This window comes from Globicatella sp. HMSC072A10, assembly GCF_001811625.1.
Classification (GTDB): Bacteria; Bacillota; Bacilli; order Lactobacillales; family Aerococcaceae; genus Globicatella; species Globicatella sanguinis.
Map to the genome: position 1 here is coordinate 1 of NZ_KV805726.1, position 21951 is coordinate 21951.

Genomic DNA, 21951 nt, shown 5'->3' on the forward strand with positions numbered 1-21951 from the left:
ACTTTTTGAGAGATGAAACTGTCAAAGACCCGAATATGTGTTATAATACTTATGGATAATCCTCTACCTTTCTGTGTGTTTTAGCTACTTACAGTATGGCAGAGGATTATCTTTTTTGTTTTTAGGTGACCAACAGTTATTTTCCTAAAAACATTGTATCAGTTATGGAGGTATAAAAGTTACAATAAGATTACCCAATTTGTTGCACGTAACTTTCCCCAGTTACAAAAATAATTGAGGTAATCTTTTTACACTATTATATGGACTCTATCCGGAGAAGTCTTCTGTAAGTGTATAGTTAAACTAATCTAATCAATTTCCTAATTAACTTAATTCAATCATTCAGCATGGTCAGTTTAGTCATTTTCGTTTATTATCATCAACCATAGATATATCCTAGTTATTCTATTTACCATTCCTAGTAAATTAGATTTCCCTAATGAATTTAGCTAACCAAGTCCCTAAAAAAATCTCAGACTACAACTTTCAAAAGCTATGGTTTACATACCGATTATAGATCATGGACACGGAGTGCTCGAATGGCATTTAGGACAGCGATAATCATTACACCAACATCAGCAAAGATTGCAAACCACATGTTAGCAATGCCGACGGCGCCAAGTGCTAGACAGCCGAATTTAATCATTAAGGCCAAAGTAATATTTTGGTGGACAATACGCAGACATTTTTTAGAAATCTTGATGGCTTTCGCAATCTTAAGAGGATCATCATCCATTAATACTACATCTGCTGCTTCAATCGCAGCGTCAGAACCCATCGCACCCATCGCAATACCAATATCAGCACGAATTAAGACAGGTGCATCATTGATTCCGTCTCCAACGAAAGCTAGCTTTTCTTTGTCTGCTGTTTGCGCCAATAACTCTTCTACTTTAGTGACTTTATCGGCCGGCAATAATTCACTGTAAACTTTATCAATGCCAAGAGAATGTGCTACTTCATCAGCAACCTGTTTAGCGTCGCCTGTCAACATCACTGTTTTTTTAACACCGGCTTTTTTTAATTCGTTTAAGGATTCGTAGGCATGAGGTTTTAATTTATCAGAAATAACAATATGACCCGCATATTCACCGTCAATCGCGATATGGATAATCGTACCGACTTGATGACAATCAGAGTAGCTAACACTCAGCTTATTCATCAACTTATTATTACCGGCTGCGACTTCATGTCCGTCCACTTTAGCGATAACACCGTGGCCACTTATTTCATTAATATCCGTAACACGATTGCGATCAATGGTTTTTCCATAAGCTTTTTGCAAGCTTTGACTAATCGGATGGGAAGAGGCAGATTCTGCTAAAGCAGCATATTCTAATAGCTGGTCCTCGGATAGTGTATTATGGTGAATACCATTAACTTCAAATACACCTTGGGTTAGAGTACCAGTCTTATCGAAGACAATATATTTAGCTTGAGATAAAGTTTCCATATAATTGGAACCTTTAATCAAAACACCTTCCTTACTAGCACCACCAAGACCAGCGAAAAAACTAAGTGGAATACTAATGACAAGGGCGCATGGACAGCTAATGACTAGGAAAGTGAGTGCCCGATAAATCCAAATACCCCATTGAGCAGTTTGTCCTAAAAATAATAGTTGAACGAGTGGTGGTAGTATCGCTAAAGCTAATGCACTATAACATACAACGGGAGTATAAATTCTAGCAAATTTCGAAATAAAGTTTTCTGATTTTGATTTACGAGAACTGGAATTTTCAACCAACTCTAATATTTTAGAAACGGTGGACTCACCAAATGGTTTGGTTGTTTGAATTTTTAACACGCCTGTCATATTGATGCATCCACTGATAATCTCATCGCCTGCCCTGACATCACGGGGTAAACTTTCCCCGGTTAAGGCACTTGTATTAAGGCTTGAGCTTCCTGCTAGGACGATGCCATCTAGAGGGACTTTTTCACCTGGTTGAACCACAATCACGCTGTTAACGGCAACTTCATCAGGATCGACTTTTTCAAGTTGACCATTTTTTTCAATATTAGCGTAATCAGGTCGAATATCCATCAGCTCATAGATATTCTGACGACTTTTTCCGACAGCATAACTTTGAAAAAACTCACCTATTTGATAGAACAACATGACTGCAATGGCTTCATTGTAATCAGCGCTACCAGAATAGATGGCTAATGCAAAAGCACCAATAGTTGCGACAGCCATTAGAAAGTTTTCATCGAAAACTTGATGGTTTAAAATACCAAGCCAGGCCTTTCTTAAAATATCATGACCAATGATTAAATAGGTCGCTAAATACAGTAATAATTGAAGCAAACCGCTTACCGGAATAACATTCAATAGAACAATCATGACGGTCGCGATAATAATTCTCGTTAACATTTTTTTCTGTTTTTTTGTCATCATCCATTCCTCCTCTATTCGTTTGAATGGCTATTTTTTAAATACTTGTATGGAAGTTTTAGCTTAACTGTGCCATGAGTTGATATAGGCACCATTAATACAAATTCCGTTAATCCTGTTAGACATTCTACAGCATTAATGTGGTTATCATTAAGTGTTATTTGTTGAAATATTCTCATTTCAATTTAATTAAACTAATGGTTAAAAGGCAATTTCACAATCAGGTTCTACTTTTTTACAAGCTTTTAAGACTCCATTCATAACGGTTTTTGGATCGTTTTCAGCTTCAAATTCAACCATCATTTTCTGTGTCATGAAGTTGACAGTCGCATTTGCAACACCATTAATTTTTTTGGTTGCATCTTCCATTAAGTTGGCACAATTAGCGCAGTCTACTTCAATTTTATATGTCTTTTTCATATTTAATCGCTCCTTTTAGAAATTAACTTTAAACTCGATTAAACAATTAAGTATTTGTTTAATCGTTATAGCTGTAGTATAATTCTAACATAAGTTGAAGTCAATGCAATCGGGGATTCCCTACCAAACGGGCCAAATATATTGCTAAATAGAGCAAAGAAAGGATTATTTAATGTCTGAAAGTAAATTATCGCCAAATGCAGAAAATAAAGAAGTAAGTGCTTTTTCAGCTGATGCAATAAAAGAAGGAAATCATAAAGCACCATTGAAACTGACAGAGGACCTAGATGAAAGCTTGTTATCTAACGGTCAAGATGAAAGAGATGACGCTCTATCAGATAGCGCACAAGATACATTTAATAACGAGAAAACAAGCGTGCCTCTAAACAGTCAAAATGAAGCAACGATATTGCCGCCCAACAGTCAAAATGAAGCAACGAACTTGTCACAAAGCAATCATAATACAGATGTGACTAACTTTTCTCAAACACCCCATAGTCAATCAGCGATAAAGTTACCGCATGACCACCATGAAGTGATTGATAATACCTTATTAGCACAGCTTAATGATATTGAACACTTTCAAATCGTTTCTGAGTTGTTTAAGCAATTGAGTGATTCAACCCGTATTCGTTTATTCTGGTTGATATGCCACTGTGAGGAATGTGTCCTGAATCTTTCAGCGATGATGAACATGTCTAGTCCAGCTATTTCACATCATCTGAGAGCTTTACGTAATAAAGGCTTGGTTTCAAGTCGACGGGTCGGAAAAGAGGTCTACTATAGAGCAGCTAATACTGAGCAAAGTATGTTATTACATCAAATGATTGAAAAAGTTTTGAAGATTACTTGCCCAGAACATAAAAATTAGAAATCATTGTTTGTTAAATGTGCGAAAGTAATCGAAAAATGTACAGGTAAATGATGCGTTTTAGTTCTCCTTTGATGAAGATCTACCATCAATCCTGTCACACAATTAATAGCATTCAGCTATCAATCAAATCACATACTTGATAGCAATTAACCGCTGTTCATGTCGGAGCAGCGTTAACGTCAATCATCTACTATTTACGTTAATCATGATATATCAATCAGTCTTTCTTTAAGCCAATCATAATATATCAATCAGTCTTACTTAAAGTTACGCATGTTATATCAATCAGTCTTACTTAAAGTTACGCAAGATATGTTAAACAACCCCATTCAAATCATAAAGTTTGTGTCAATCACTTACCGTTCAAGCGATAGAAAAAATGTAATGTTCATTGCCAAAATGTTTGCTAACAATAATAGGAAGAATTGCAATCAGGACTATCGACCACCGCAAAAACTTTCAAAATTAAAATAAGTGCTAGAAAATAAGGAGTAGAGCATATGATCGATCATCCTATCACACCATTAGAAAAGAGCGTTCAATCCATTACTCATTCAGATAATGTCGTTATTTACGACTTATATGACGGTATCAAGCTGGCTTTTATGACTTTAACAGGTGATCAGCGAACTGATATTCATGAGCCTTTAGACCATATATTAGAAATCAATTATTGTTATAAAGGGCGAATGGGTTGGAAATTGAGTGATGGTAACAGTTTTTATTTAGGCGAGCATGATTTTTCAATTCATACGATGGACTGTTGTGCTCGTTCTACCATTACTTTGCCCAATGAATATTATGAAGGACTGACAATTTATATTGATTTGGACCGTCTTTCAAATAATGCACCAGCACTATTAAAAAATACCGGTATCACTGGCACTGCTTTATTAGATAAATTTTGTCAAAATGATGGTTTTTCAGCTTTAATCGGGAATCAGGACAGTGATACTATCTTTTCGGCATTTTATGATCAACCTGAAGCTTTACAATTCGCCTATTGGCGACTTAAAGTTATCGAACTCCTATTATATTTGAATAAATTTCCGATGGAGCGTCAACATCGCTTAACAGAATATCAGTCTGAGCAAGTAGAAGTTATCCGTAATATTCACCAGTATTTATTAGATAACTTACATCAGCGCATTACTATTGAGGAATTATCCAGTCAATTTTTAATTAATCCAACAACGTTAAAATCAGTATTTAAGGCCGTTTATGGAACATCGATTGCTTCGCATATTTCAGAACATCGCATGCAAGCATCTGCTCGCTTAATAACTGAAACACCAAAAAGTATTAAAGAAATTGCGAATGCAGTTGGCTATGAGAGCCAGAGCAAATTCTCAAAAGTCTTCAAGGAATATTATGATGTCATACCTACCGAGTATCGCGCCTTACATACCAAACATTAATATTAGAAATAAGCTATTAGCTATTGCGATTAATACTAAAAACTATATTCGAACAGGCACCCTCAATTTTTTGGTGTCCGTTGCACATTAATGAAGCGACCAAGATTGGTTGATGATGTAATTGGTCTATTTAAGAAAGTGACAAGAGGCCTATAAAAGGGCTAAAATAGGTTAGGTGTATAAGCCTATCTGACAAGCACGAATCAACGTCTTTTCGCAAAAATTTTTCTTTGCATTGAATCTTTAAAATCCGTATACTTTATTTGTATCAAAATTTTTGTAAAGCGAGGTATCTAAATGACGAACGAAGCAAACGAAATGAACAAAAAGAATTTTAATCAATATAATATTACTCATTATGAATCAATTAGAACGGAATTAGATGATGACAATCAATCAGTGGTCATCATTAACGATGTCGAAGTGCCTAATCGGAAAAATGTACCGGTTTTTCAATCGAAATTACGTTCTAGAATTGTGGAAGTACCTGAAGAAATTTATGAAGCGTCAGGTATCTTGATTTTTGGTAAGCGAATCAAATCGTTACTATTTTCTACTGATGTTGCCATTATTCGTAATTCTAATGCACAATCGGTTATTGCTGTTTATCCTTTTACGCCTCAAACGACGATTATGCAATCAATTATTGATGTTTCTTCGGTACCAGTTTTTGTTGGGGTCGGTGGAGGGACTACCACTGGTTTAAGAAGTGTTAACTTGGCTTTTCAAGCAGAGCAATTAGGGGCTTACGGTGTTGTTGTCAACGCTCCAATGGAGAATGAAGTGATTTCTCAAATTAGAGAACATATTGATATTCCATTAATTGCGACTATTTCGAGTTTTCAAGATGATTTTAAAGGTAAATTGGCAGCGGGAGCTACGATGCTTAATATTTCAGGTGGTGCTAAGACGGTTGAATTAGTCAAACATATCCGTCAAGAAGTCGGACCAGATGTCCCTATTATTGCAACTGGTGGACCCACTGGTGATCTAGTGAAAGAAACGATTAGAGCTGGAGCCAATGCTATTACCTATACACCACCTACTTCTGCAGAAATTTTTGCAGAGTTAATGAAACGGTACCGGGAGGGGCAAAAAGCGCATGACTAACTGGTTAGAGTGGGCGAGAGAACTTCATGCTTTGGCTCAATCAGGATTGTATTATACGAAAGATATCTATGATGAAGAACGTTATGAACGAATTAAAGAAATGTCTCATCAAATGATGTCGGTATTAGCCAATACTAGTCTTCAAGTGATAGCGGAATTAAGATTAGAAGATTCTGGATATCAAACACCTAAGATCGACACACGTGGAGCTGTTTGGAAAGATAATCAAATATTATTGGTACAAGAAAAGGATGGACTATGGGCTTTGCCCGGTGGTTGGATGGATGTTACGGAGACGATCAGTTCTAATGTATTAAAGGAAATTTATGAAGAGTCAGGTATAGAAGCAGAAGTTGTTAAATTAGTTTCACTTCAAGATCGTAATCTTCATAATCCTGGTCAGAACCCCTATACAATAGTTAAAGTTTTTGTGGAATGCCTATATAAAGCGGGTTCTTTTACAGAAAACTCGGAAACAATTGCGGCTAAGTTTTTCTCAGTTGATGATTTGCCTGAATTAATGGTAAATAAAACATCAAAGGAACAAATACTGTTATGTTATCAAGCACGTCAGCAAGGCAAAAACTGGCAAGTGACTTTTGACTAATAAAGATAAAAGCAACAAAAACTTTTTCTTCATAACTATTCCTCCTAAAATTAATATATAATGTACTATAACAACCAACCAATAATACGAAAACACTTTTTATAATATTAAAAGGAGAATTCATATATGACCATTCTAAATTATTTAAAGCGTTTTTTTATAGAAAATAAGTATACGATTGCATTATTTTTAGTAATACTTTCGTTAAGATTTTTCATATTCCCTATGTACTCAGTTGAAGGTCCTTCAATGGATTATACTTTAGCACATGGCGAGAAAGTAATTGGAATTAATTATTTCAATATTGATAGATTTGATGTGGTAATCATTGATATTCCCGAACAAAAAAAATTATATGTTAAAAGAATTATAGGTTTACCTGGAGACAAAGTTGAATATAAAAATGATCAGCTATATATCAATGATAAATTTATTGACGAACCATTCTTAAAACAAAAGAAAAAAGAATGGAAACAATTTACAAAAGATTTTATTGTTGAAAAAATACCAGAAGATGAATATTTTGTGCTCGGAGACAATAGAATGCATTCGGTAGATAGTAGAATGATAGGTAGTATTCATAAAGATAAAATTTTGTCTAAATTATATTTTGTTTACTGGCCTTTAAATCGACTAAAGGTGATCGAATAGTTTAAACGAGGATTGGACTTTTTCAAACTCGTTTTCTAATAATCAATAAAAGTGAGTGTTTAGGTGTGGTTTTTAGGGTGTAGTTAATTGTTTATTTAATCATATCGCTTTCATATTAATAAAAACGAACATATAAAGTTTCGATAATGGAACATAAAAAATGGAAATAAACCGCTATTATTTGTATAATGTAGACAATATGAGCCGTCTTGTTCATTAACATTAATTTTGTAGTTAATAAATTTATAGACAGATGGTATAATATAAGTATCAATTTAGGAGGTTATGACTGTATGAATTACCAATTATCTATTAATACACTTCGTGCTTTGAGTATCGAGCAGATTGAAGCAGCTAACTCTGGACACCCAGGTTTACCAATGGGAGCTGCTCCAATGGCTTATGCATTGTGGACAAAGCATTTAAATATTACGCCAACTGAACCAAAATGGGTGAACCGTGATCGTTTTGTTCTATCTGCTGGTCATGGCTCTGCTTTACTTTACAGTTTATTACATGTTGCGGGATTTGATGTAACGATTGAAGATTTAAAACAATTCCGTCAATTAGGTAGTAAAACGCCTGGGCATCCTGAAGTAGGACATACACAAGGGGTTGAAGCGACAACCGGTCCATTAGGACAAGGGATTGCACAAGCAGTGGGGATGGCTTTAGCAGAAACGCATACTGCTGCGATTTTTAATACTGAACAACATAAATTAATTGATCATTACACTTACGCATTAGTGGGTGATGGTGACTTAATGGAAGGTATTTCTTATGAAGCTATTTCATTTGCAGGAAGACAAAAACTAGATAAATTAATTGTTTTATATGATTCAAATGATATTTCATTAGACGGAGATTTAAACATGGCGTTTAATGAAGATATTAAGAAACGTTTTGAATCTCAAAATTGGCATTATCTCCGTGTCGAAGATGGAAATGACGTGGATGCGATTTCTAAAGCAATTGAAGAAGCAAAAGCTCATACCCAAGCGCCTACCATTATCGAGATCAAAACTGTTATTGGATACGGTTCACCATTACAAGGGACTTCCAAAGTCCATGGAGCACCATTAGGAGCCGATGGTTGGGCGACTACTAAAGAATATTATGGATGGGCAAATGAAGCATTTACTGTACCAGAAGAAGCAGCGGCTGATTTCAAATTAAATATCCAAGAACGTGGTTTAAATGCTTATGAAGAATGGCATCAAGTATTTGAAGATTATAAAGCAAGTCATCCTGAAAAAGCTGCTGAATTTGAAGCGGCATTTAATGGAGAATTACCAGAAGACTTTGAAACAGCCTTAGAATATGTGGATTATGGTAGTAAAGCAGATGCGACACGTAATTCAAATGGTCGTGTTATTCAAAAATTATCAGAAGCAATTCCTTATTTCTGGGGAGGTTCTGCTGATTTATCCGGTTCAAACAAAACAATGGTAAGCGCTGAAACTGACTTTATGCCGGAAAACCGTGCTGGCCGCAACATTTGGTTTGGTGTACGAGAATTCGCAATGGCAGCCATTATGAACGGAGTACAATTACATGGTGGAACACGTGTTTATGGTGGAACGTTCTTTGTCTTTACTGACTACTTAAAAGCAGCGGTAAGATTATCAGCTATCTCTAACATTCCAGTTACTTATGTCATGACACATGATTCAATTGCGGTGGGAGAAGATGGCCCAACTCATGAACCGATTGAACAATTAGCAGCCTTTAGAGCATTGCCGAACTTAAATACGATTCGTCCAGCTGATGAGAATGAAACAATCGCAGCATGGAAGATTGCAGTAGAATCTAAAGACCGTCCAACGATGTTAGTGTTAACGCGTCAAAATGTTCCGGTATTAGACGTTGATAGTAATACTTTAGAAGCTGGCGTTCGTAAAGGAGCATATGTGGTATCACCAGCTAAAGGTGATGTCCCAAGCGGTATCTTATTAGCAAGTGGCTCAGAAGTAAGTTTAGCTGTTGAAGCTCAAAAAGCGTTAGCTGAAAAAGGGCATGACGTCTCAGTCGTTTCAATGCCAGCGATGAACTTATTTGATGAACAATCAAAAGAATATCGTGAGACGGTTCTACCTAATGCGGTACGTAATCGTTTATCAATTGAAATGGGAGCAACATTCGGCTGGGCAAAATATGTCGGCTTAGATGGTGTTACTATCGGAATTGATCGCTTCGGATCATCTGGAAAGGGTGAAGAAGTAGTGGCTGATTATGGCTTTACAGTAGAAAATATTGTAGAACAATACTTAACAGCATTTAATTAATACCTAGCAAGTTAAAATAGCGTCCGGTCTATTGTGACCAGGCGCTATTTGACTTATTTTAAGATTTTATATACCTTAATCAAGTTTTCAGAAAATTAATTGAGAGTGTGTCAATATAAAACTTAACGAGATGTCAGTTTTGATTCAATTTGTTCGGCAAAGGGATTTTCCGTTTTACTAAAAGTTTTATAAAAGTTAAATTGAAGTTCATCTTGTTTTAGTGAAAAAACGGAAGGTTCTTGGACGTTTTCAATTTGAAGTTGGAAAGTTTCATCGGATAAGTTTTCTGGAAAAACGACATAATCTATTTCTTGTGCGGCTAATTGAACGGTTAACACTTGAAATTGCTCCATCGAATAAAAGTTATTCAAATCAATCGCGACGGGTTCTTCGAATTGATCATTCAATTGTGATTTTATACCCTCTAATGTTTGCTCAGCAATCGGCACATCGCTTACTATGCGAATAGTTAAGTTTGCCTCTTCTTTAAATAAGATGCTGAAAGCGATACTAAATGTAAAAATCAAGATAATCGCAATCGATATAATCCATTCTTTATATGCGTAGAGTAAATAGCTAATTTTTTCTTTTGGTGTTTCCAGTTTATCTAAATTTTCTTGAATAATGGGACTATGTTTCATATAGAGACTCCTTTAAGTTCAATAAGCATAGTTTAACATAAAAACAGGAGATTATTAAGCGTTTTATAGGATGTAAAAATTAGAGCTAAATTCATGGTATTGTTTCACAAAAAGAGGCGTTGTGCTATAATATGAAAGAATGATAAAAATAGAAAGGGGCACTCATCTGTGACCAATCAAACAAAACCAACTTATTATATTACAACACCTATTTATTATCCAAGTGGTAATTTGCATATCGGAAATGCTTATTCAACCTTAGCTTGTGATGCGATGGCACGTTACAAACGTCTAATGGGATATGATGTCTATTTCTTAACCGGAACTGACGAACACGGACAAAAAATTGAAACAAAAGCTGCTGACTTAGGACAAACACCAAAGGCTTATGTCGATGAAATGGCAGATCGTATCAAAAAGTTATGGCAAGATTTAGAGATTAGCAATGATGGCTTTATCCGTACCACTGATGATTACCATGAAAAAGCGGTACAACAAATTTTTGAACAATTATTAGCACAAGATGATATTTATTTGGGCGAATATGAAGGTTGGTATTCTGTTAGTGATGAAGAGTACTTTACGGAGAGTCAATTGATAGAAGTTTATCGTGATGAAAATGGTAAGATGATTGGTGGTAAAGCTCCAAGTGGACATGATGTTGAATTAGTCAAAGAAGAATCATACTTTTTCCGTATGAGTAAGTATGCGGATCGTTTATTAGAATATTATGAATCACATCCGGACTTTATTACACCAGAATTTCGTAAGAATGAAATGATTAATAACTTCATTAAACCTGGATTAGAGGATTTAGCTGTTTCTCGAACAACATTTTCATGGGGAGTACCTGTAAAATCTAATCCTAAACATGTGGTGTATGTTTGGATTGACGCATTGACAAACTATATTACAGCGCTTGGTTATGGAAGTGACAACACAGAAAATTATGATAAATTCTGGCCAGCAGACGTACATGTGATTGGAAAAGACATTAGTCGTTTCCATATGATTTATTGGCCAACGATGTTAATGGCATTAGGGTTACCTTTACCTAAAAAAGTATATGCTCATGGTTGGTTACTAATGAAAGATGGCAAAATGTCTAAATCAAAAGGCAATACGATTTACCCTGGACAATTAATTGAACGTTACGGACTGGATGCGACTCGTTTTTATCTATTGCGTGAAATGAGTCAAGGTAATGATGCTGTCTTTACGCCAGAGGATTTTGTTAACCGAGTAAACTTTGAATTAGCAAATGATTTAGGTAACTTATTAAATCGTACCATCGCGATGATGAATAAATACTTCGGTGGCCAAATTCCAACGACAGAATTAGTTGCCAATGAGGTCGATGCAATTTTCGAAAACTTTGTGGAAGAAGAGATTAAAGCTTACCATCAAAGTATGGACTCAATGAGCTTTAATTCAGCGCTAGACCACGTCATGAAAATTGTTTCACGTGCGAATAAATACATCGATGAAACTACCCCTTGGGTTTTAGCAAAAGCGGAAGCGAACGTAGGTCAATTGCGTTCAGTTATGAATCACTTAGCTGAAGTATTACGTATTGTCGGACATTTATTAAGACCATTTATGACACAAGCGCCATCAAAAATCTTTGAACAATTAGGATTAACTCAAGAATTAGAACAAGATTTACAAACAGTTAAATGGGGCGACTTACCAAATAATGCGCAAGTAATTAAAAAAGGTGAGCCTATTTTCCCACGTTTAGACGTCGATGAGGAAGTTCAATATATTAAGGACTTAATGACAGGTGGCAATGAGACTATTTCAGAGAATCCAACAGTGGATGATCCAACATGGAACCCTGAAGCGACTGAATTAGTCCATGAAGAAGTAGCGAATATTGAATTTGATCAATTTATTCAAGTGGAAATGAAAGTAGCTGAAGTCATCGATGTGGCTCCTGTTGAAGGTTCTAATAAATTATTGAGATTCCGATTAGATGCAGGAGATAAAGGTCATCGTCAAATATTATCCGGGATTGCTAAATATTATCCAGAATATCAAAATTTAGTTGGTAAAAAAGTTACCATTGTAGCGAATTTAAAACCACGTAAAATGATGGGATATGTGAGTCAAGGAATGATTTTATCAGCAGAAAACCAAGGACAATTAAGCTTATTATTTGCACCAGATGATGCACCGAATGGCGCATTAATCGGGTAAGCATAAACCGAGTGTGAACCCGAAAAGTATTCATTGCTTTTCGGGTTTAGTTATCAAAAGAAAGGACTCAAAATGAAATTATTTGACACCCATACCCACTTGAATGCCAATCAATTTGATGGGATAGAAGCCGAAATCATTGAGAATGCAAAACAACAACAGGTTGAGTATATGGCAGTAGTTGGTTTTGATGAACCGACCATTCATAAAAGCTTGGCTTTAAGTAATCAATATTCTAATATATTAAGTGTAGTAGGCTGCCATCCAACAGAAGCAGGAAATTATAATCCGGAATTTGAAAGAAAATTAGAAGAATGGTTGACTTTGCCGAAGGTTAAAATGCTTGGTGAAATAGGATTAGATTATTATTGGATGAGGGACGCCAAAGAGGTGCAAGAGAAAGTCTTTAGAAGACAAATTGCCATTGCTAAAGAACATAATCTGCCGATTACCATCCATAACCGTGATGCTACGGAAGATACCTATAAAATACTGAAAGAAGAAGGGATCCCTAAAGCTGGGGGAATCATGCATAGTTTTGGTGGCAATGCCGAAGAAGCACAGCGGTTTTTAGACTTAGGGATGCATATCAGTTTTAGTGGCGTTCTAACTTTTAAAAAAGCCAATGAAGTAAGAGAAGCAGCTTTAGTCGTTCCAGAAGATCGTTTATTAATTGAAACTGATGCCCCTTATTTAGCTCCAATGCCATATCGTGGGAAACGTAATGAACCAGCGTATGTATATTTTGTAGCGGAACAAATGGCTCAAGTAAAAGAATGGACGATTGAAAAAGTGGCCGAAGAAACAACCCGTAATGCGTTTAAACTATTCAGATGGGAGCCAGAAGCATAATGGTACCAAATGAAGTCATCATTGTTGAAGGTCGTGATGATACCAAACGATTGGTAGAAACATTTGGCTCAAACATTAAAACAATCGAGACGAATGGCTCGGCTGTTAGCCGTAAAACTCAAGAACAAATTAAAGCGGCGAGTGAAAAGTTTGATATCATTATATTTACTGATCCTGACTACCAAGGAGAACGAATCCGGAAAATTGTCACTCAAATTGTCCCACAGGCCAAACAAGCTTATTTGACCCAAGAAGAAGCCGACAGTGGAAAAAATGGCGCCAGCTTAGGCATTGAGCATGCACAACCACATGCAATCAAGAAAGCTTTATCTAATTTAATAAGTCCACAAACAGAAAATTTGGTGTCAATACCGATGATTGAATTGGTAAAATTAAGGCTAATCGGACACAAAGATGCCAAATCCCGTAGAAAAATAGTCAGTGAGCATTTTAGATTAGGCCACCTCAATGGTAAGCAATTGCAAAAAAAATTAAGTCAATATAACATTACCTTAGAACAAATCCAAGCTGTATTATATGAAAAGGAGTCATTATGAGAGAGTTTCGTCCTATCGCAACCCCGACCCGAACGGTTGATATTATGCGTCGTTATGACATCAAAATGAAAAAAAGTTTAGGTCAGAATTTTTTGATTGAACCTCAAATTTTAGATAAAATGATTGAAACTGGTCAAATCGATCACCATACAACTGTGGTAGAAATAGGACCAGGAATTGGCGCCCTCACTGAATTTTTAGCAAGAAGTGCTAAAGAGGTGATTGCCTTCGAAATTGATTCACGATTTGTTGAAATACTAAAAGAAACTTTAAGCGATTATGATAATGTCACGATTCATCATCAAGATATTTTAAAAGTGAATTTCAACGATTCAATCTATCAAAATTTACATGATGCTGAGCGACTGGTGGTTGTAGCCAATTTGCCGTATTATATTACTACCCCGATTATTATGAATTTAATTGAAAGCAACTTAAAATTTGATCAATTAGTAATGATGATGCAAAAAGAAGTAGCCGAAAGAATGACAGCTGTTGTTAATACAAAATCATATAACTCATTGACCTTAGCTATCCAAAATACGATGGATGCGGAAATAGCATTTATTGTTCCAAAAAGTGTGTTTATTCCACAACCTAATGTCGATTCTGCTGTCTTAAGCTTAACGAGATTAGAGCACCCCATTGCTGAAGTTGATAATTTAGAAAAGTTTCATCATTTAATTCAGATCTGTTTTGTTCAAAGAAGAAAAACAATCTGGAATAATTTAAGAAATGCTGCAAAAGATTTAGACTTAAGTTTGGAGCAACTGGAGACGGCATTAGATAAAGCTCATATTGAAAAGGCACGTCGAGCGGAGTCCTTAACCTTAGAAGACTATCAACGATTATACAATGCAATCTATTAAACACTAACGATTTTCAATACAGAGCTTTGAACGAACTAAAAAGTATTTGAAAATATGGAAGACGGCTCAGGAGTAATAGTATTCTTACTTAGGTTATGATTAAGGGGCTGAGCAAGAGGTAGAAGAGCGTTTGAATTTCGCTTTTTTTGTCCAACTCTCGCATAGTTTAGTAGGTCTCAAACAGTTCCTTAAGACGCAGTGTGATGCAGCTCAACTCCTGAGCTGTTAATTAACGATCAACAACTAGACTGAATTTATTAAGTTGATGACCAGACTTGTTAAGACGCAGTATGATGCCACTCAGCTTCTGCGTCATAAAACAAACAGAATTTTTAAAGATTTGCCTTTTTCCATCCTCACCTCTTTGGCAGAACTCTAGATAGAATAGAGATTCACTACAGCCACGACTCCTTATGTTCTAGTTTATGTAAAACATATTTTTTGACAATTTTAGGCAAAAAAGTAAGGAAAAATTTTGAAAATTTGCTTGCTATGACATATATGTTATGTTAAAATTGATTATTTATCTAAAATATGTTATAATGGTTCGTGAAGGGGTTGAGACAATGCCAAAAGATTTAGTTGAAATCAAGTCACTTTTAGATAAAAACTTAGGTGAAGAAATCATCGTCACCGTCCAAATGGGCCGTAAGAAAAAACGCGAGCGTCGTGGCGTTTTGAGGGAGACTTATCGTTCAGTATTTGTCGTAGATTTAGACCAAGATGATAATAATATCGATCGTGTGTCTTATAGTTACAGTGATGTATTAACACACTCGATTGATGTTGAGTTTGTATAATCATATAAAGTAGAACGCTTATCCGGAAGGATAGGCGTTTTTTTATTGAACCAAAATTGATATCCAATAATTATGACACAGTTTTAAAAATCCAAAAAATTTTCTAAAATATCAAGGGTCATTATGTAAATAAGCTTATTATATTTCATTCTTTTACAACATACTTCCACAACTGTTCATGAAATAGATGTAATTGAGGAAAGGGGTTTCGTATGATAGTATAAATATTGAAAAGAGGTTAAGAATACTAGTATAAAGAGGTGAAAAGTTTTGATTGAAAGACAAGTAAGTTTATTGAAATTATTAAGTCGAGAAGAAGACTTTAAACCTGCTTCTTTTTTTAGTGATAAATTGGCAGTGTCGACCAAAACGATTTATCAAGATATTGAAGTTTTAGAAAGTTATGTGGCTAATTACAATGCTAAAATTGAAAAGCAGCCGTCATTAGGTATTAAATTAGTTGGTGATGCTAAAATTGTCAATGAATTAATTGTAGAAGTAGAAAAGCTTCTTGAGAATGATATTTTTTCTCCAGAAAAACGACGTGTTGAAATTATTAAGGAAATATTATTTGGTGATAAACCTGTTTCTTTAACGGATTTATCACAAAAATATCTGGTTAGTAAGACATCGTTATACAATGACTTAAAGATTATCAATAGTATTATTGGAAGTGACGAAGTTAAGTTACAATCTTCTTTAGAAGGAATTAGTTTCACCGGAAATGAACAAGCAATTCAACGGTCAATTAAGCAGCTTGTGTTTTTTTACGCAAATGATATGGAACAAAACACATTTTTACAAGTGTTGAATATGCTATTTGATTCAAAAATAGTTCGTGTAATTTATGATTTATTGTTTAATGAGTATAATGAATTAACTGAAAAAGTCTCTGATTACTATGTTCGTTCGCTACTTTCAACATTAGTGATTCAGTGTAATCGATTAATGAAAGATTATCATTTATCTGTAGAAGAAGAGTTCTTATTCAATAGCATACGCTACATGGAAACATATATTGTAGCAAATGGATTGATAGAAGAATTACAGAAGAAATTAGGCTTAACATTTTTTGATTCTGACAAGGAATATTTGTGTCGTCAATTATTTGCTCATCGTGTGACGAATAATTTTAAATCGAGCAATAAAGAGTATTCATTAACTATTTATAAATTGGTTGAAAGAATGAGTGAAATAGAGAAAATTGATTTGACTGAAAATAATCGATTATATTTATCATTATTATATCATGTGCCCGCAATGATTCTACGTTTGAAAAAAGGCATTAAGATTCAAAATCCATTGTTAGATAGTATTAAGTTACAATACTCTGAATTGTTTAGCATAGTATGGTATGCTATGTCATTCATTGAAGAAGAATTTGATGTAACATTAAATGATGATGAGGTTTCATTAATATTGATACACTTTCAAATTGCAATAGAAGATCAGTCGAAGGCAAATAATATTGTAATTATTTGTCAGTATGGGATGTCTTCAGCGCAGTTAATTTATAATAAAGTTCGTCGTTTTTTACCTGCTAAGGATAATGTGGAAATTTCTACATTAGATAAATTTCATTCTGCAGAAATTAGAAAGGTAGACTTAATTATTTCCTCTCTGACGTTTGATAGTGGAGGTATTCCATTAGTAAAAGTATCTCCATTGGTAAGTAAAACAGACTATATGAACATTATGGAAGCTTATACTAAATATTTAATTGAAGATACCTCTCATATAATACAAAATGATTTGATTTCAAAAGAAGTGAAGATTTCAGCGATTTCTAAATTTGTTAAACCATCTTTAGTGAAAACTAGAGTACAAGTTGAAAGTAAGGAAGAATGTTTAGATTTGATGATTTCTGAATTAGAAGCAAAAGGGTTAGTAACAGATGAATTTCGTACGTCAATCTTTTCCAGAGAAAAGATGGGAAACACAAACCTAGATAGTGGTGTCGCCTTACCACATGCTAATCCAACGACTGTAGTTGAATCAAATGTTTTTATTCTGTCACTGAAAAAGGCTGTTAATTGGGGTGACAGAAAAATTAAACTGGTTATTATGGTTAGTTTAGCTGAGGAAGATGGTTCTGAAATCAGAGGAGTTTATGAAGAGTTATACCAATTTATTGGGCAAAAGGAAACAGTAGATCATTTGGTAAAGATTCATGATAGTTATAAGTTATTAGAATTATTTCAAAAGAAGGAGTTATAAAAATGTATTTAGACAAAGAGTTATGTCTTTTTCAATTAGAAGTGAAGAATCAAGCGGAATTATTCAAAGTAATGTCTGAACAGTTAGTCACTAACGGCTGTGTTAAAGATAGTTTTTTAGAAGGAATAATAAATCGTGAAAAAGAATTTCCAACAGCATTAGAGATTAATCAAATTGGTTTTGCTATCCCACATACAGACTCTATTCATGTGAACAACTCTCAAATTTGTTTTGCTTCATTGAAGGAACCGCTTGTGTTTTATGATATGACAAATAAAGAACGTGAAATACCTGTTAGTCTGGTGTTTATGCTAGCAATGTCACAACCGCATGAACAAATAGATACATTGCAAAACTTAGTTAATCTATTTCAAAATCAAGAAAGAGTACAAGAATTATTAAGCTGCACGACAAAAGAACAATTTATTGAGATAGTGCATTCAGCTGGAGTTTATTAGGAGGACGAGTAAGATGGATTTAGTATTAAATAGTTTATAGGGTTAGGCTCAAACGTTTTTCTGCCATTAATTATTTTTGTAATTGGTATTTTATTTGGTCTAAAACCTAGTAAATCTTTTATTTCAGGGATTACTGTTGGTATAGGTTCAATTGGCTTAGGGTTAGTATTAAATTTACTATCTGAGGGTTTAGGAACTGCTATTCAAAAAATGGGAGAACAATACGGTGGTAGTTTGAACATTCTTGATATTGGAGTAGGTGTTGGAGGTCCTTTAGCATTTTCTACATCAATAGGAATTCTGATGATTCCTATTTCTCTAATACTTAACTTAGTTTTTGTGGTATTAGGATGGACTAAAACATTAAATGTTGATATTTGGAATTTTTGGTTTCCAATTTTTCTAGGAATGATTACACAATCTGTGACTGGGAACTTTTGGTTCGGATTAATTGGTGCAATCGTAGCGGTTATTTTACAATGGTTTTTAGCGGATCGAACTCAAGAAACAGTGAGTGAATTTTTTGGATATCCGGGGATAGCTATTACTCACATGATGGGGTTATCAGGTATTTTATTTGCCAAGCCAATGAATTGGATTTTTGATCGTATTCCAGGTTTTAATAAAATTGATGCAGATGCAGAAACATTAACGAAGCGATTTGGTATCTTAGGAGATACGGTTATTATTGGCTTAATTATTGGTATAATAGTAGGAATTATGGCTGGTTATGACACAGCTGGAATTGGTAATTTAGGAATTTCAACAGCAGCTGTAATGAAAATTATGCCAAAAATGGTTGCAATGTTTATGGAAGGATTAATGCCTATTGCAGACGCAGCAAAAGAATTTGCAAATAAGAAATTAAATGGACGTCAAGTTTATATTGGTATGGACGCTGCCTTGACTGTCGGACATCCAACTATTATGTCAACTTCTTTAAAGTTAGTGCCAATATCATTGTTATTAGCATTAGCTCTTCCTGGAAACCAAGTATTGCCATTCGGTGATTTAGCTTTCTTTGCTTTTGCAATTTGTTTAATGATTCCTTATTTCAAAGGGAATATTGTAAGAGCTTTAGTAGGTTGTTCGTTATATGTTGTTACAACCTTTTATATCTCAACATGGTTAGCTCCAGTTGTTACTGATGTATTTGCATTAGCTAGTTTTGACGTTGGAACCACAGGTTTAGTGACGATGTTATTATCAGGTTTATGGCCAGTAGGATTATTTGTTTTATTAGCTTCTTATCTTGGAATATTTGGTATCGTAATTTTAGGGGGAGTTTTAGTAGGTATATCTATTTATATGAATAAAGTGAAAAAAGCGTAAAATAAATTTAGAAAGAAGAGGTTAACATGAAAAAATTATTAGTAGTATGTGGAGCAGGTCACGCAACATCAACAATTGCAGTAGCGAAATTATCAAAATGGTTAGAAGAAGAAGCCTTACAAGACAAAGTGAAAATTTATCAATCTAAAATATCTGATGAATTAAATAAAATTGATGAGTATGACGCAGTGGTAAGCACGACAATTGTACCAGATAGTATTAAAGATAAGGTTACTAATGGATTAGGCTTGTTAACGGGAATTGGTACTGAAGCAATTTATACAGATATAAAAAAGAGATTAGGTGTCTAAAATGAAGGTGCATCATAACCAATTAACGATTAACACTGTAGCGGGACGTCCATCGTATCATGATATTCGCAAAGATATTTTAAATATAGTAGATATAGGTGGGATTAAAAATGGTGTTTTAATCATTTCAAGTCCACACACTACATGTTCTTTGTTCTTTGAAGAGACAATGCATGATACAAATTATTTTGGTGATGACTATTTGCATGTTGATATTAATAATATAATGGAATCATTAGTTCCTAAAATGGCTAGTGAAAACCAATATAATAGTCCTGGGCCCAAACATATTGAGTTTGGCACAAGCTTATCAGATCCTAATTATCCTGCAGAAAAGTGGGTTATGTTGAATACAGATGCTCATTTGCGTTCTTCGATTTATGGGACAAACTCAATGTCATTAATTATAAAAGATGGAAAGCTTTTGTTGGGAGATATGGGGCGAGTTTATTTTGTTGATTGGGATCAATTAAGAGAACGAATAAGAACGATAAATATTATGATAATGGGAGAATAAGCGGAGGGATTTAGAATGTCAATTGCACCATCATTGTTAAATGCATCTATTCTAGAAATTAAAGATTTATTTAATATATTAGAAGAAAAGAATATTGATTATCTACATATTGATGTTATGGATGGGTGTTTTGTACCGGATATGGCATTTGGTCCAAGTTTTATTAAGGATATACGACCTTTCACCGATGTTGTGTTTGATGTTCATTTGATGATAGAAACTCCAGAGAAAATTGTAAAAAAGTTTGTTGAAGCTGGAGCAGATATTGTTACCTTTCACATTGAAGCAACTAATCATGCAATGAGAGTTATTCAAATGGTAAAAGAAGCTGGAGCTAAGGTAGGTATCACCTTTAATCCTGCAACACCAGTCAGTTTCATTGAACCAATTTTATCAGTAGTTGATCAAGTACTAGTTATGACGATTAATCCAGGAACTGAAAACAAACATTTTATTCTTGAGACAGTATCTAAAATAGAGCAGTTAGATTTACTAAGAAAGAAAAATAATTATCGATATGTTATTGAAGTAGATGGGAAAATAGATAATCAAACGATTAAAACATGTAAAAAAGCAGGAGCGGATATTTTTGTATCAGGAGGATATATTTTTAATGGAGAAGATAATCCGCGTGAGCAAATTAATAAGTTGTATCAATCATTAGAGGAAGTGAGATAATCATCATGTCCAATAATTATTTAGTTGAAATAATGAACGAATTGCAATCTAACATAAGACATGTCAACCATTCAGAATTAGAACACCTTAGTGATAAAATAATACACGCTAATCATATTTTTTTAGCCGGAGCCGGTCGATCTGGAATTACGATGAAAGCCTTCGCGAATCGTTTGATGCATCTAGGATTTTCCGTAAGTCTAGTGGGTGATATTTGTTCCCCTCATTCAAAAGAAGGTGATTTATTAATTATTTGTTCTGGATCAGGGGAAACGGATAGTTTAAAAACTCTAGTTAAAAAAGCGAAAAACAATAAGGTTGAAATTGCTTTAGTAACTATGAAGCCAGATTCAACTATTGGCCAATTAGCAGATTTATTGGTTATACTACCTGGACATACTAAAGATCAGATAAAACCAAAAAAGAGTTACTTTTCTCAACCTATGGGTACAAGTTTTGAACAATTATCGTTTCTAATTTTTAATAGTTTAGTATTGACTTTAATGGACAAAATGGGTGAAACGTCAGATACTATGTATGCGCGTCATGCTGACTTTGAATAAAGACGAGCAAAATGCATTGTCAGTGTCTATTAACTTCTGGATTAAGGTAACTATTTGAGAATTTTCATCGATAATTAAAATAGTCTGTTACTTAATTTATTTATGAGAACGCTGTAAGAGGTCACTGAGTGAGAAAAAACGGGAAATTTTGAAGAAAATAATGAGTTTTAAAAATTTTAATGCTGAAATTTGTT

Annotated in this window: 21 protein-coding genes; 18 read left to right on the forward strand and 3 right to left on the reverse strand. The window is 34.4% G+C overall.

The window, feature by feature from the left end; all coding sequences use genetic code 11:
* Nucleotides 1-511 precede the first annotated feature (511 nt).
* Together HMPREF2811_RS05690 and HMPREF2811_RS05695 are read right to left on the reverse strand one after the other, a co-directional pair.
* On the reverse strand, nt 512-2398 hold the full coding sequence (locus HMPREF2811_RS05690; protein WP_071408488.1) for a heavy metal translocating P-type ATPase: 1887 nt from the start codon (nt 2396-2398) through the stop codon (nt 512-514).
* Between the two features lie 201 nt (nt 2399-2599).
* A complete protein-coding gene (locus HMPREF2811_RS05695) occupies nt 2600-2818 on the reverse strand; it encodes a cation transporter (RefSeq protein ID WP_071408489.1) in 219 nt (72 codons plus the stop codon).
* Nucleotides 2819-2990: 172 nt separating this feature from the next.
* Here HMPREF2811_RS05695 and HMPREF2811_RS11575 point away from each other — a divergent pair, with 172 nt between their 5' ends.
* From HMPREF2811_RS11575 to tkt, 6 genes are all read left to right on the forward strand, one after another.
* Nucleotides 2991-3689: an ArsR/SmtB family transcription factor gene (locus HMPREF2811_RS11575; protein WP_210386553.1), complete on the forward strand. Its 699-nt coding sequence runs from the start codon at nt 2991-2993 to the stop codon at nt 3687-3689.
* Nucleotides 3690-4192: 503 nt separating this feature from the next.
* The gene (locus tag HMPREF2811_RS05705; RefSeq protein WP_210386554.1) at nt 4193-5110 is read left to right on the forward strand and encodes a helix-turn-helix transcriptional regulator; all 918 of its coding nucleotides are present in this window, start codon (nt 4193-4195) and stop codon (nt 5108-5110) included.
* A gap of 297 nt (nt 5111-5407) precedes the next feature.
* Nucleotides 5408-6220 carry a hydrolase gene (locus HMPREF2811_RS05710; protein WP_371441404.1) on the forward strand — a complete coding sequence of 271 codons (813 nt, stop codon included), beginning with the start codon at nt 5408-5410 and terminating at the stop codon, nt 6218-6220.
* Entirely contained in the window at nt 6213-6827 is a 615-nt protein-coding gene (locus HMPREF2811_RS05715) for an NUDIX hydrolase (protein ID WP_071408490.1), read from the forward strand. The genes HMPREF2811_RS05710 and HMPREF2811_RS05715 overlap by 8 nt, the downstream gene beginning before the upstream one ends.
* A gap of 126 nt (nt 6828-6953) precedes the next feature.
* Nucleotides 6954-7478 (forward strand): signal peptidase I, encoded by a 525-nt coding sequence (lepB, locus tag HMPREF2811_RS05720; protein ID WP_071408491.1) that lies wholly within the window; start codon nt 6954-6956, stop codon nt 7476-7478.
* Between the two features lie 293 nt (nt 7479-7771).
* Nucleotides 7772-9763 carry a transketolase gene (gene tkt, locus HMPREF2811_RS05725; protein ID WP_071408492.1) on the forward strand — a complete coding sequence of 664 codons (1992 nt, stop codon included), beginning with the start codon at nt 7772-7774 and terminating at the stop codon, nt 9761-9763.
* A 122-nt stretch (nt 9764-9885) separates the two neighbouring features.
* Here tkt and HMPREF2811_RS05730 read toward each other — a convergent pair whose 3' ends face one another.
* On the reverse strand, nt 9886-10404 hold the full coding sequence (locus HMPREF2811_RS05730; protein WP_071408493.1) for a hypothetical protein: 519 nt from the start codon (nt 10402-10404) through the stop codon (nt 9886-9888).
* Between the two features lie 168 nt (nt 10405-10572).
* Here HMPREF2811_RS05730 and metG point away from each other — a divergent pair, with 168 nt between their 5' ends.
* The 12 genes from metG to hxlB all read left to right on the forward strand — a co-directional run bounded on the left by metG (nt 10573) and on the right by hxlB (nt 21757).
* Nucleotides 10573-12603 (forward strand): methionine--tRNA ligase, encoded by a 2031-nt coding sequence (gene metG, locus HMPREF2811_RS05735; protein WP_071408494.1) that lies wholly within the window; start codon nt 10573-10575, stop codon nt 12601-12603.
* A gap of 72 nt (nt 12604-12675) precedes the next feature.
* Complete coding sequence (locus HMPREF2811_RS05740) at nt 12676-13455, forward strand: TatD family hydrolase (RefSeq protein ID WP_071408495.1); 780 nt, start codon at nt 12676-12678, stop codon at nt 13453-13455.
* Nucleotides 13455-14012, forward strand: coding sequence for a ribonuclease M5 (rnmV, locus tag HMPREF2811_RS05745; protein ID WP_084801976.1), 558 nt, complete (start codon nt 13455-13457; stop codon nt 14010-14012). Before HMPREF2811_RS05740 ends, rnmV begins: the two co-directional genes overlap by 1 nt.
* On the forward strand, nt 14009-14881 hold the full coding sequence (rsmA, locus tag HMPREF2811_RS05750; protein ID WP_141749267.1) for a 16S rRNA (adenine(1518)-N(6)/adenine(1519)-N(6))-dimethyltransferase RsmA: 873 nt from the start codon (nt 14009-14011) through the stop codon (nt 14879-14881). Before rnmV ends, rsmA begins: the two co-directional genes overlap by 4 nt.
* Nucleotides 14882-15447: 566 nt before the next feature.
* Nucleotides 15448-15681: a Veg family protein gene (locus HMPREF2811_RS05755; protein ID WP_071408498.1), complete on the forward strand. Its 234-nt coding sequence runs from the start codon at nt 15448-15450 to the stop codon at nt 15679-15681.
* 270 nt (nt 15682-15951) lie between these two features.
* Nucleotides 15952-17898, forward strand: coding sequence for a BglG family transcription antiterminator (locus HMPREF2811_RS05760; RefSeq protein WP_071408499.1), 1947 nt, complete (start codon nt 15952-15954; stop codon nt 17896-17898).
* Between the two features lie 2 nt (nt 17899-17900).
* Nucleotides 17901-18356 (forward strand): PTS sugar transporter subunit IIA, encoded by a 456-nt coding sequence (locus HMPREF2811_RS05765; RefSeq protein ID WP_071408500.1) that lies wholly within the window; start codon nt 17901-17903, stop codon nt 18354-18356.
* Nucleotides 18357-18392: 36 nt separating this feature from the next.
* On the forward strand, nt 18393-19688 hold the full coding sequence (locus tag HMPREF2811_RS05770; protein WP_071408501.1) for a PTS galactitol transporter subunit IIC: 1296 nt from the start codon (nt 18393-18395) through the stop codon (nt 19686-19688).
* Nucleotides 19689-19714: 26 nt separating this feature from the next.
* On the forward strand, nt 19715-19999 hold the full coding sequence (locus HMPREF2811_RS05775; protein ID WP_071408502.1) for a PTS sugar transporter subunit IIB: 285 nt from the start codon (nt 19715-19717) through the stop codon (nt 19997-19999).
* Between the two features lies 1 nt (nt 20000).
* Nucleotides 20001-20516, forward strand: coding sequence for a YjbQ family protein (locus tag HMPREF2811_RS05780; RefSeq protein WP_071408503.1), 516 nt, complete (start codon nt 20001-20003; stop codon nt 20514-20516).
* 15 nt (nt 20517-20531) lie between these two features.
* Nucleotides 20532-21194 (forward strand): ribulose-phosphate 3-epimerase, encoded by a 663-nt coding sequence (gene rpe / locus HMPREF2811_RS05785; RefSeq protein WP_071408504.1) that lies wholly within the window; start codon nt 20532-20534, stop codon nt 21192-21194.
* Nucleotides 21195-21199: 5 nt separating this feature from the next.
* The gene (gene hxlB, locus HMPREF2811_RS05790) at nt 21200-21757 is read left to right on the forward strand and encodes a 6-phospho-3-hexuloisomerase (RefSeq protein WP_071408505.1); all 558 of its coding nucleotides are present in this window, start codon (nt 21200-21202) and stop codon (nt 21755-21757) included.
* Nucleotides 21758-21951: the final 194 nt, after the last annotated feature.